The sequence below is a fragment of the Rhodococcus sp. NKCM2511 genome, from assembly GCF_014905595.1.
GTDB lineage: Bacteria > Actinomycetota > Actinomycetes > Mycobacteriales > Mycobacteriaceae > Rhodococcoides > Rhodococcoides fascians.
In genome coordinates, this window is sequence record NZ_BNHJ02000001.1 from 626,419 (window position 1) to 638,253 (window position 11,835).

Consider the following 11,835-nt stretch of genomic DNA (forward strand, 5'->3'; position numbering starts at 1 on the left):
TCAGTTCTCGGCGGCGAGCTGACCGCACGCCGCCGCGATCTCCTGCCCTCGGGTATCGCGGACGGTGCACGAGACGCCCTGCGCGATGACCCGGCGGACGAATTCCCGCTCCACCGGCTTCGGGCTGGCATCCCACTCGCTACCCGGAGTCGGATTGAGGGGAATCAGGTTGACGTGTACCCGGGATCCGAGCGCCTTGTGGAGCTTCTTGCCCAGCATGTCCGCTCGCCACGGCTGATCGTTGACGTCCCGGATCATCGCGTACTCGATCGAGACGCGTCGACCGGTCTGGTCGGCGTAGTACCGGGCTGCGGAGAGAACCTCCGCCACCGACCAACGATTGTTGACCGGGACCAACGTGTCTCGGAGCTCATCGTCCGGCGTGTGCAGAGACACGGCCAAGGTCACCGACAGACCCTCGTCGGCCAGCTTCCGAATGGCCGGAGCAAGGCCGACCGTCGACACGGTGACCGAACGCTGTGACAGTCCCAGCCCGTCGGGGGCTGGTGAGACGATCTTGCGCACTGCCGCGACGACGCGCTTGTAGTTGGCCAGCGGCTCGCCCATCCCCATGAACACGACGTTCGACAGCCGACCCTCACCGCCGGGGACGACGCCGTCGCGCATGTCCGCGGCCGCCGAACGGACCTGATCGACGATCTCGGCCGTCGACAGGTTCCGCGTCAGGCCGGCCTGACCGGTGGCGCAGAACGGACATGCCATTCCGCAACCGGCCTGACTCGAGATGCACAGCGTCGCGCGATCCGGATACCGCATCAGAACACTCTCGAGCAGAGTCCCGTCGTTGGCCTTCCACAGCGTCTTTCGAGTGTCACCGTCATCACACGCCAAGTGCTTGATCGGCGTCAGCAAGGTGGGAAAAAGATCGGCACCGACCTTCTCCCGAGCCTCGGCCGGAAGATCGGTCATCTTGGTGGTGTCGGCCTCGAGCCGCGCGTAGTAGTGCCGCGCAAGTTGGTCGGCCCGGAATGCCGGTAGACCGAGTGCCTTCACTGCCTCACGCAGGCCCTCTTTGTCCAGGTCGGCGAGGTGACGCGACGGCATACCCCGACGCGGAGCTGTGAAGACCAGCGGAAGATTCGGTCTCTTCTGCTCGGTCGTGCTGTCCGTTGCGGCTGCGGAATCACTCATGCTCGACCCCCGCGTCGTTCCTGCTGGCTCAACTCCATACCCACCATTGTCCACCCGTTCTGCTCACAGTCCTATTCGCGACGGTTTTCGACGGTGCCATGACGGGTATCGACGCCGGGACCGATTGCGCGTGCATTCGGACCACGCGTGCGAAAGGATCATCGACATGGCCACCAGAGCAGACGACAACAACGAGGCACCGTTCGACACATCGGCCTCGGCCACGCCCGGATTCGACCGGCCGACCAGTGCCGCCGGCGACCTCACCCCGATCACCACCCCGGATTCGGACGGCCATTCCGCGCCCGACCCCGAGTTCGTTCCGGAACAGCAGCACACCCCCACCGATGTGGCGCACACCCGCACCGCCGCCCTCTGGACCGGCCTGGTGGTCGGGGCCGTCGTCCTTGTCGTTCTCCTGGTGTTCATCGTGCAGAACCTCGACTCGGTCACCGTCCAGATCTTCGCCTGGCAGCTCGACCTACCCCTCGGAATCAGCATGCTGCTGGCCGCGATCGCGGGCGCGCTGGTGATGGCCATGGCCGGCGGTGCCCGAATCCTGCAGGTCCGGCGCGCAGCGAAGAAGAACCAGCGTCACGGTTCGTGAACACTATGTACAGAAGCTGGCACCGATGCTCTGAATCGATAAGGTTGGCGGTGCCCGACTTCACTCGAGGAGCATGACGTGACTACTTTCATGGAGACACCGGTGGCATCCGGCGTTGCACCCGACCGCGCACGATCGTGGCTGTTGGTTCCGGCCACCAAGCCCGACACCTTCGACTCTGCTGTCGCATCCGGTGTCGACGCCGTCATCCTCGACATCGAGGACGCAGTCGCTCCGGCGAAGAAGCCTGCCGCTCGCGAGACCGTCGTGCGCTGGCTCAGCGAGGGCAACTCGGCCTGGGTGCGCGTCAACGACGCGACGACCCCGTACTGGGCCGACGATCTCGCCGCGTTGTCCGGGCTGCCCGGCCTGGTGGGGGTCATGCTCGCGAAGACCGAGAGCGGCGGTCAGGTCGAGGCGACAGCCGCCCGCCTCGCCGACGGCACCCCGATCCTCGCGCTGGTCGAATCAGCAGCAGGCCTTGAGGCCGCCACCGAAATCGCGCGCGCGGACTCGACATTCCGTCTCGCCTTCGGCAGCGGCGACTTCCGACGCGACACGGGCATGAGCGACGACCCGCTCGCCATGGCCTACCCGCGCTCGCGACTGGTCGTCTCCTCGCGCGTCGCACGACTGCCCGGACCCATCGACGGTCCGACACTGACCGCGAACGACAGCATCCTCGGGCGCGATGCAGCCCTGACGCTCTCGATGGGCATGGCAGGCAAACTCTGTATGCACACCGATCAGGTGGCCATCGTCAACCGCGAACTGGCCCCCTCCCCGACCGACGTGTCCTGGGCTCACGATGTCATCGACGCTCTCGGTGCCGACGGTGCTCACGTCAAGGACGGCAGCGATCTGCCGCGTCTGGCAAAGGCCCTCAAGATCAACGAACTGGCTCGAATCTTCGGAATCTCCGCCGCGTCCTGATCGCTCGCTGCCGAGCCAGGCTCAGATCGACTCGACGCCGGTCGGCTTGTATCGAACGTGGATGCGATAGCGCACATTCAGGGTGAGGCCGTCGACCTGCCGTGCCGCAGCGCGCGCTACCCGCGGTGAGAACTCGATTCCCAGCACATCCCGCACAACCCGGCGGTCGGGAAACGCCCACCTCGTGTCGACGCGTCGCATCTCGAATCCCTGGGCATCGAAGAACGCCTCGACGGCCGCCGGATCGTAGTGCGGGAGATCCGCACGCATCCAGTCCCCGTACGGAGACGCCGTCGCGTCGAGGTCCACGACCACCAACGCCCCTCCGGGCCGCAGAACTCGCATCGCTTCGCTGATACCCGGGCCGCAGCCGGGGCCGAAGAAATACGCGGTTCGCGCGTGGACGAGATCGACCGAACCTGTGTCGACGGGCAGCGCGTCCGCTCTACCCGCACGCACGTCGACGTTCGCAAGTGACTCGACGCGCGTGCGGGCTGCGGCCACCAATGGGGCGTGCGGTTCCACACCGATGACGTACCGGGCGTCCGCAGCGAACATCGGAAGATGGAAACCGCTGCCGCAGCCCACGTCCACGACGTTCTCGGCCGTCCAATCGACGGTCGATCGAATGGTCGCGAACACAGCGCCGTCGACGTCCTGAGCCCTGTTCTCCGCCTCGTACAGATGCGGCCAGTGCCAGATGTTGGGACTGGGAATCACCCCGCCGCGATCACCGCTCATCGTCCGGCGGAGTCGGTCAGAGCAACACGGTGAAGACGAGCCACGCAACGAATGCAGAGGGCAGCAACGAGTCGAGTCTGTCCATGATGCCGCCATGGCCGGGCAACAACGAGCCCATGTCCTTGATTCGAAGGTCACGCTTGACCTGCGATTCGATGAGGTCGCCCAGAGTTCCCGTCACGACAAGCACGACTCCCAGCAGGACACCGATCATCGAGTTGGCCTCGAGAATCAGGGTCACCGTCAGCAGGCAACCGATGACGCAGAAGATGAGCGATCCGACCAGCCCTTCCCAGGACTTCTTCGGGCTGATGGCCGGCGCCATCGGGTGTTTGCCGAACAGCACACCGGCGATGTAACCACCGACATCCGAGCACACGACGCCGATGACGAAGACCAGGATGCGACCGGCACCGTTGTCCTGCAGGACCATCAGAACGGCGAACGAGGCCAACAGCGGTAGCCAACACGCCACCAGAACGGTGACGGAGAGTTCTTCGAGATAGTTCTTGGGAGCAGTACCGAAGCCTTGTCTCAGCAACAGCCACACCATGCAGACCACGACGGTGCCCACAGCCGCACTGAGCACTCCGACGGCACCGAACGGCCAGCCCAGCCAGATCATGGCCTGACCACCGAGGATCAGCGGGATGCGCGGAACGAGAACACCGCCCTCGCGGAGCCGCTTGGACACCTCGTACGTCGCGACGGCCAACGCCACGGCCACGACACCGATCCATACCAGCGGCACGAACACGAGCACGAGGATCAACCCGATACCCAAACTGCCGCCGACGCCGATCGCGGCAGGCAGATTTCGACCCGCCTTGCCGGCGGACTTCGTGGCGGCGACCCCGGACGAGCCAGCGGGCGTGCCGCTGCCCTCCTGCCGATCCGGTCCCACCACTGTCGTCAACTCCTCGATATTCATCGTCGTTCCACCGTGTTGCGCAACTATCGAAGGAGGTCAGACCTCCATCAATTCACCCTCTTTGCGCTTGACCAGTTCGTCGACGGAGGCGGTGTACTTCGCGGTGGTCTTGTCGAGCTCGTTCTCGGCGCGTACGACGTCGTCCTCGCCCGCCTCGCCGTCCTTCTGGATGCGCTTGAGCTCTTCCATCGTCTTGCGGCGCACGTTGCGAATGGACACCTTGGCGTCTTCGCCCTTGCCCTTGGCCTGCTTGACGAACTCGCGGCGTCGTTCCTCGGTCAGCTGCGGCACGCCGATACGAATCAGGTTGCCGTCGTTGGTGGGGTTGACGCCGAGATCGGAATTGCGGATAGCGGTTTCGATCGGCCCGAGCTGATTCGACTCGTACGGCTTGATCACCACCAATCGCGCCTCCGGCACGCTGATGCTGGCCAGCTGGGTGATGGGCGTCGGGGCACCGTAGTACTCGATGACGATGCGCGAGAACATTCCCGGGTTGGCCCGCCCGGTGCGGATCGAGGACAGATCGTCACGGGCAACCGATACGGCCTTTTCCATCTTCTCTTCGGCGTCGAAGAGAGCTTCGTCAATCACGATCTGTCCTCCATCGTCTTCGTTCTCGGTTCATTCGCGGTCGTGTCGGCGGCATTCACGACGTGACCAGCGTGCCGATGTTCTCGCCCGACACGGCACGAGCAATGTTTCCCTGAATCAGCAAATTGAACACCAACATCGGCATCTGATTGTCCATGCAGAGGCTGAAGGCAGTCGCGTCGGCAACTTTGAGGCCTCGCTCGAGGGCTTCGCGGTGGGTGATCGTGTCGAACATCGTCGCGTCGGGATCGAGCCGTGGATCGGCCGAGTAGACACCGTCGACGGCCTTGGCCATCAACAGCACCTCGGCACCGATCTCGAGCGCCCGCTGCGCCGCCGTCGTATCCGTCGAGAAGTAGGGCATGCCCATACCTGCGCCGAAGATGACGACACGCCCCTTCTCGAGGTGCCGTCGCGCGCGCAGCGGGAGGTACGGCTCGGCCACCTGGCCCATCGTGATCGCGGTCTGGACTCTGGTGGCAACACCCTGCTTTTCCAGAAAATCCTGCAGCGCAAGACAATTCATGACCGTGCCTAGCATGCCCATGTAGTCCGAGCGAGATCGGTCCATCCCCCGCTGCTGCAATTCGGCACCGCGGAAGAAGTTTCCGCCACCGATCACCACGGCGACCTGAACTCCGGTGGCCACCACCTCGGCGATCTGCTCGGCAACGTTGTTCACGACATCCGGATCGAGCCCCACCTGGCCACCACCGAACATCTCCCCACCCAGTTTGAGCATCACGCGTCGGAACCCGGGACGGTCAGGGGCCGGATCGGTCATAGCTCTCCTCGGTACTCGTCGAACACTACGGTTTACTCACCGATCATCCTGCCCTATCGGCACCCGATCGGTGGACACGGCTCCGACCTGCCTCGCGCACGAACGATGCCGTCCACTCGATGAAATCGAATGAACGGCATCGCCTCGATCGGATCCAGCGCAGACTAGCTGGCGCCGACCTCGAATCGGGAGAAACGGGTGATGGTCACGCCGGCCTCGTCGAGGATGGCCTTGACGGTCTTGTTGCCGTCCTGAACCGACTTCTGCTCGGTGAGAACGACGTCCTTGAAGAATCCGTTGACGCGACCTTCGACGATCTTCGGCAGAGCCTGCTCCGGCTTGCCCTCTTCGCGCGCGGTTTCTTCTGCGATCCGACGCTCGGCGGCGACCAGATCCTCGGGAACCTCGTCACGGGTGACGTACTTGGCCTTGAGCGCTGCGATCTGCATCGCGGCAGCGCGCGCAGCATCGCCGGCGGCGTCGCCGTCACCGGTGTACTCGACCAGCACGCCGACGGCAGGCGGCAGGTCCGCGCTGCGCTTGTGCAGGTAGGTCGCGGTGTTGCCGTCGTAGGACACGACGCGGCGAATTTCGAGCTTCTCGCCGATCTTGGCCGACAACTCGTTCAGAGCCGTCTCGACGGTCTTGCCGTTCAGGTCGAGTGCCTTGAGAGCGTCGACATCAGCAGGCTCGCCTGCTGCAGCCGTCGCCGCGACGGACGCGGCGAACGTCTGGAACTCGTCGTTCTTGGCCACGAAGTCGGTCTCGGAGTTGATCTCCACGAGCACTCCACCCTCGGCGACGACGAGGCCTTCGGCGGTGTTGCGCTCGGCGCGCTTGCCGACGTCCTTGGCACCCTTGATACGCAGGTACTCGACGGCCTTGTCGTAGTCGCCGTCGTTCTCGGCGAGTGCGTTCTTGCAGTCCATCATTCCGGAGCCGGTGAGCTCGCGGAGCCGCTTGACGTCGGCGGCAGTGTAGTTCGCCATCGTGGGCGAGCCTCCTCAAAAGTCTGAATACGGGCGTTGACGAAAGTGCTGTTCTCGAAGCGTGATCGACGGGCTCGCTGTGGAGCCGGACCGATCACAACCCTGACATACCGAAGCGGCCCCGGCCCACCCCTGAGGGTGAACCGGGACCGAATTCGATCAAGCCTGAGCGGCCGGCGCTTCTTCTGCTGCCGGTGCTTCTTCTGCTGCCGGGGCGTCGGCGGCCGGCGCATCGGCTGCGGGAGCCTCTGCTGCCGGAGCGTCAGCGGCCGGGGACGCCTGTGCGAGCTGCTCGAGCTCCCACTCTGCGAGCGGCTCGCCTGCGCCGACCTCGGGCTTGGCGTCGGTTGCGGTGTTCTGGCCTGCACGGGCCTGCACACCTTCGGCCACTGCGGATGCGACGACCTTGGTCAGCAGCGCAGCGGAACGGATCGCGTCGTCGTTACCCGGGATCGGGTAGTCGACCACGTCGGGATCGCAGTTGGTGTCCAGGATCGCGATGACCGGGATCTTCAGCTTGCGCGCTTCGCCGACGGCGATGTGCTCCTTGTTGGTGTCGACGATCCAGATGGCCGACGGAACCTTGGCCATGTCGCGGATGCCGCCGAGGGTGCGATCGAGCTTGGTCATCTCACGCGTGAGCATGAGGATTTCCTTCTTGGTGCGTCCCTCGAAGCCACCGGTCTGCTCCATTGCCTCGAGCTCCTTGAGGCGGACCAGGCGCTTGTGCACGGTCTGGAAGTTGGTGAGCATGCCACCGAGCCAGCGCTGGTTCACGTAGGGCATGCCCACGCGAGTTGCCTCAGCGGCGATGGACTCCTGTGCCTGCTTCTTGGTGCCGACGAACAGAACGGTGCCGCCGTGGGCGACCGTCTCCTTGACGAACTCGTAGGCCTTGTCGATGAAGGTCAGAGTCTGCTGCAAGTCGATGATGTAGATGCCGTTGCGGTCGGTGAAGATGAATCGCTTCATCTTCGGGTTCCAACGACGGGTCTGGTGTCCGAAGTGTGTGCCGCTGTCGAGCAGCTGCTTCATTGTTACTACAGCCATGGCTGAATAACTCTCTTTCATGGTTCGGTTGACGCAGAGTGTCGGTGACCTCTGCCCTGGCGACCGCCGAAGTTGTCGGACCTGAACCACAGGGGGATCAGGACCGCCGACAACCGGTTCTCGTATCGTGAACTCTGCCGAGGCAGTCGATACGATGACGCGGACGCGCGAAGTCGACCCGTGCACGCACAGGCCGCAACAAGGAGTGTAGACCTGCGGCGGCCCCCGTCATAACCAGGCCCGACTGTCAAGAGATTCCGGTGCCTGTGGACGAATATTTCGGTTGTCCACAATTCGTGCCGGGCCTCGTTTTCCAGCACATTCACAGGCCATCGTCGACGAGTGAACACTCTTCGTACCGGCTGCATCGCCTGCGTTCTTGCCGCGGTCGTGCTGACCACGCCGGCCGCGGCAGCCGAATCGGACTCGTTCGCGTGGCCGATACGGCCGCACCCTCGTGTCGTGACACCGTTCGACCGCCCGGAACACGATTGGCTCCCCGGCCATCGCGGGGTCGACCTCGCCGCGGCGGACGGCACCTCGGTTCTGGCCGTCGCCGACGGCACGGTCGTGTTCGCAGGCCTCGTGGCCGGTAAGCCGGTGGTGTCGGTGGACCATCCGGGCGGACTTCGATCGACGTACGAACCCGTGACGGCGGCGGTCCGGGCCGGAGCACGAGTACGACGCGGCCAAGTCCTGGGTTCGCTGACGTCGGGACACGACGGCTGCGCGGCGACGTGCCTGCACTGGGGCATCAAGCGGGGCCGCGAATACCTCGATCCGACTGCCCTGGTGCGTGCCCGTCCGATCAGATTGAAACCCGTGCCGGAGCCGGGTCGGTGACGGTCAGCGCGCAGGGCCGGAGTGACGACCGGACGCGGCAGGAAAGTCGTCCGCGACCATGGCGGCAAGCTCGACGAAAGCGCTCCTGGTCTGGGGACGCAGCTTCTCGAGATCGACCACGGCCCCCTCGGCGAGGTGCTCGTCGAACGGAACCACCAGCACCGCGCGGCAGCGTTCCAGGAAGTGCTGCTGCAACAAGTTCATGTCGACCGCGGACGAACCCGGTCGGACCGAACTGATCACCACGACCGTGCGCTCGACCAGATGGCCGTATCCGTGCAGTTCCAGCCAGTCCAGAGTCGCGGCTGCACTGCGTGCCCCGTCGACGGCCGGCGAACTGACCAGAACCAGGGCATTGGCCAGCTGCAGCACCCCGTTCATCGCCGAGTGCATGATGCCGGTTCCGCAGTCGGTGAGGATCAGGTTGTAATAGACCTGCAGCATGTCGATGACCGCGCGATAGTCCTCTTCGCCGAACATCTCCGACGCCGAGGGATCCCGCTCACCGGCCAACACTTCCAGTCGGCTCGGTGCCTGCGAGGTATGAGCGCGAATGTCGGAATACCGGCGAATGTTCGGGGCTGCGGCCAACAAGTCGCGAACAGTCGACGCGGTCTGACGCGGTACCCGCTCTCCGAGTGTCCCGAAATCCGGGTTCGCGTCGACGGCGATGACGCAATCTCCGCGCAGCGACGCGAACGTCGACCCCAGACCCAGAGTGGTCGTCGTCTTGCCGACCCCGCCCTTGAGCGACAGGAACGCGATGCGGTAGTCCCCCAGCACCGGCTGGCGTATGCGATCGACCTGGTTGCGGTAGCGCTCCTCGGCCGTCGACTCGCCGGGGTTGATGACGCCACCGGTCAACCGGTGCACACCGCGACGCCACCCCGACGACGAGGTGCGCTTGGGTCGTTTGAGCAGCGATTCGGCACCCAGGTCCTGACTGCTCGGACGGTACGGATTCGGGGCACCTGCCCACGGCTGCGGGGACCAGGGTGCCTGCTGGGCCGGCTGGGCCGGCTGGGCCTGCGACCGATCGTCCCCGACGGGCGGAACGGGCGGCATCTGTGCCTCGGGATAGGCGGCCGGCGGGCCCGGTAGAAGCGGCACGGGCGGGTTGTACCGCGGGGGCACGGGTGGTCGCTGCGCAGAATCGGGCGTCTGCCACGGCGGGGGCTGCCGGGGCGTGGAGCGTGGAGTGGACATCGGTTCCGACGGTACGGATCCGGCGGCATCGTCACCCCGGCCGGCGACTGCACTGCCGTCGACTGCACTGCCGGGTCGTGCCCCGTTCACCGGCGCACTGTGGCCATGCGTCGACCACGGCTCCGATTTACCTTGCGGTCGGTCGCGGTCCACGGTCCCCCGTATTCGGTGTAGTCGATCCTGGGCAGACGCTACCAAACGATGCGCCGCCCAGCTCGACGCTCATGCTCTGGGATGCGCCTGATCGTGCACCGCCCGCAACCGTTCGACGGATACGTGAGTGTAGATCTGCGTCGTGGCAAGAGATGCATGTCCGAGCAGTTCTTGCACCACCCGGAGATCGGCACCTCCTTCCAGCAGATGCGTGGCTGCCGTATGGCGGAGGCCGTGCGGTCCCAGGCTGGGGCCGCCGGGGACTGTCTCCAGCACAGCATGCACCGCCGACCTGGCCTGTCGCTGGTCGAGTCGTCCACCCCGACGCCCGAGCAACAGGGCCGGTCCGGATCGATCGACGGCCAGGGCAGGCCTGCCGTCGGTGAGCCAGGCGTCGAGTGCCTGCGCGGCCGGCAGACCGTACGGTGCCGACCGCTCCTTGTTGCCCTTGCCCACCACCCGAACGACTCGTCGATCGGTGTCCACGTCGTCGACATCGAGACCGCACAGCTCCCCCACGCGGACCCCGGTCGCATACAACAGTTCGACGACGAGTCGATCGCGCAGCGCTATGGGATCGAGTTCGGCGGCACCCGACTCGGCAGCGTCCAGCGCTCGCGTCGCTTGATCGTGACGCAGCACCCCGGGCAGGGTGCGGTGACCCGACGGGGACGCGAGACGCTGCGCGGGGCCGACCTTCACAGCCCCGACCCGTTCGAGCCACGCCCCGAACGTTCGCACCGACGAGGTGCGCCTGGCCATCGATGTCCGGGCCGCGCCGGCCGCCGAGTACCCCGCCAACCACGAGCGCACGACACGCAGATCCAGATCGGCGATCGTCGCGCCCGGTGAGGACGCGGCCAGGTGCGCCAGTAACGAACGCGCGTCGGCAACGTAGGCCCGGATGGTGTGCTCCGACCGTTCCCGGCCGAGGCGCAGGTGTTCGGCGAACTCCTCGACGTGCACCTCCAGATGCGGCGGCAGCGAATCGGTCATCGGATCAGCTTGGGCGCTGACGTCTCGCGCGACAACCGGACACGCCGTCGGGTGGACGTCGGTGCGCGATCAGGCGTCGACTCCCGCCTCCGCCTGTGCCAGCTCACGCTTCCAGGCTCGGAAGGTTTCCTCGGTCCGCCCCCGACGCCAGTAACCCGAGATCGACGCCCACTCGGCCCCGACCCCACGTTCCTTGCGGATGTACGGACGGAGGTTGTGCATGACGGCCTGAGCCTCACCGTGGACGAACACCTGCGCCTGCCCGGGTAGCCATTCGGTGTTCTTGACCGCCTCGATCAGCGGTGCGCTGTCTCCGGCCCGGTCGTCGCCGATCTCGTTCGACGACGCGCCCCGGTGCACCCAGGTGACGTCGACGACTGCGAGAGTCTCCATGTAGATCTCGTCGTGACGATCGCCGACCTCGATGAACACCTTGGCGATGGCGTCTTCCGGGAGGGCCTCGACCGCAGCCGAGATGGCCGGGATAGCCGATTCGTCGCCTGCGAACAGGTGCCAATCGGCATCGGGGCGAGGCGCGTATGCCCCCGACGGCCCGAAGAACGACATCTCGTCGCCCGGTTTCGCGCGTGTGGCCCACGGTCCGGCGACGCCCTCGTCGCCGTGCACCACGAAGTCGATGGCGATTTCCCGCGCGTCGGTGTCGACGGATCGAACGGTGTAGGTCCGCATGATCGGATCGTCCTCGGTTCCGAAGAACAGCTTGACGTACGCATCGGTCTTATCGATGGCGTCGAACTCCTCGAAGCCTGGACCACCCAGATACACCCGGTGCATGTGCGGGGTCAGCGCTTCCGTGCGCACTACGGTCAACGTGGTTTTCTTACGCGGCACTACA

General features: G+C 65.6%; 13 protein-coding genes. 3 read left to right on the forward strand and 10 right to left on the reverse strand.

Annotation, left to right across the window (positions count from 1 at the left end):
• Entirely contained in the window at window positions 1-1,152 is a 1,152-nt protein-coding gene (rlmN, locus tag JLZ96_RS02745) for a 23S rRNA (adenine(2503)-C(2))-methyltransferase RlmN (RefSeq protein WP_045841851.1), read from the reverse strand.
• Between the two features lie 166 nt (window positions 1,153-1,318).
• Here rlmN and JLZ96_RS02750 point away from each other — a divergent pair, with 166 nt between their 5' ends.
• Window positions 1,319-1,759, forward strand: a complete 441-nt coding sequence (locus JLZ96_RS02750; protein WP_032370957.1) for a lipopolysaccharide assembly LapA domain-containing protein — start codon at window positions 1,319-1,321, stop codon at window positions 1,757-1,759.
• 90 nt (window positions 1,760-1,849) lie between these two features.
• Window positions 1,850-2,692 carry a CoA ester lyase gene (locus JLZ96_RS02755; RefSeq protein WP_374758044.1) on the forward strand — a complete coding sequence of 281 codons (843 nt, stop codon included), beginning with the start codon at window positions 1,850-1,852 and terminating at the stop codon, window positions 2,690-2,692.
• A gap of 21 nt (window positions 2,693-2,713) precedes the next feature.
• Here the strand turns inward: JLZ96_RS02755 and JLZ96_RS02760 are convergent, their stop codons facing one another.
• From JLZ96_RS02760 to rpsB, 6 genes are all read right to left on the reverse strand, one after another.
• On the reverse strand, window positions 2,714-3,433 hold the full coding sequence (locus tag JLZ96_RS02760; RefSeq protein WP_201009470.1) for a class I SAM-dependent methyltransferase: 720 nt from the start codon (window positions 3,431-3,433) through the stop codon (window positions 2,714-2,716).
• A gap of 16 nt (window positions 3,434-3,449) precedes the next feature.
• Window positions 3,450-4,364, reverse strand: coding sequence for a phosphatidate cytidylyltransferase (locus JLZ96_RS02765; protein WP_027496706.1), 915 nt, complete (start codon window positions 4,362-4,364; stop codon window positions 3,450-3,452).
• A 36-nt stretch (window positions 4,365-4,400) separates the two neighbouring features.
• Window positions 4,401-4,958, reverse strand: a complete 558-nt coding sequence (gene frr, locus JLZ96_RS02770; protein ID WP_027496705.1) for a ribosome recycling factor — start codon at window positions 4,956-4,958, stop codon at window positions 4,401-4,403.
• Between the two features lie 55 nt (window positions 4,959-5,013).
• Window positions 5,014-5,742 carry a UMP kinase gene (pyrH, locus tag JLZ96_RS02775; protein ID WP_027496704.1) on the reverse strand — a complete coding sequence of 243 codons (729 nt, stop codon included), beginning with the start codon at window positions 5,740-5,742 and terminating at the stop codon, window positions 5,014-5,016.
• A 164-nt stretch (window positions 5,743-5,906) separates the two neighbouring features.
• Window positions 5,907-6,731, reverse strand: a complete 825-nt coding sequence (gene tsf, locus JLZ96_RS02780) for a translation elongation factor Ts (RefSeq protein WP_027496703.1) — start codon at window positions 6,729-6,731, stop codon at window positions 5,907-5,909.
• 159 nt (window positions 6,732-6,890) lie between these two features.
• Window positions 6,891-7,781, reverse strand: a complete 891-nt coding sequence (gene rpsB / locus JLZ96_RS02785; RefSeq protein ID WP_032366407.1) for a 30S ribosomal protein S2 — start codon at window positions 7,779-7,781, stop codon at window positions 6,891-6,893.
• Window positions 7,782-8,123: 342 nt separating this feature from the next.
• On the opposite strand from rpsB, the gene JLZ96_RS02790 reads away from it, so the two are divergent.
• Window positions 8,124-8,624 carry a M23 family metallopeptidase gene (locus tag JLZ96_RS02790; RefSeq protein ID WP_201009471.1) on the forward strand — a complete coding sequence of 167 codons (501 nt, stop codon included), beginning with the start codon at window positions 8,124-8,126 and terminating at the stop codon, window positions 8,622-8,624.
• A 3-nt stretch (window positions 8,625-8,627) separates the two neighbouring features.
• Here the strand turns inward: JLZ96_RS02790 and JLZ96_RS02795 are convergent, their stop codons facing one another.
• From JLZ96_RS02795 to JLZ96_RS02805, 3 genes are all read right to left on the reverse strand, one after another.
• Window positions 8,628-9,983: an AAA family ATPase gene (locus JLZ96_RS02795; protein ID WP_374758021.1), complete on the reverse strand. Its 1,356-nt coding sequence runs from the start codon at window positions 9,981-9,983 to the stop codon at window positions 8,628-8,630.
• 69 nt (window positions 9,984-10,052) lie between these two features.
• The gene (locus JLZ96_RS02800; protein WP_027496700.1) at window positions 10,053-10,979 is read right to left on the reverse strand and encodes a tyrosine recombinase XerC; all 927 of its coding nucleotides are present in this window, start codon (window positions 10,977-10,979) and stop codon (window positions 10,053-10,055) included.
• A gap of 69 nt (window positions 10,980-11,048) precedes the next feature.
• Window positions 11,049-11,831 carry a siderophore-interacting protein gene (locus JLZ96_RS02805; RefSeq protein WP_268963031.1) on the reverse strand — a complete coding sequence of 261 codons (783 nt, stop codon included), beginning with the start codon at window positions 11,829-11,831 and terminating at the stop codon, window positions 11,049-11,051.
• Window positions 11,832-11,835: the final 4 nt, after the last annotated feature.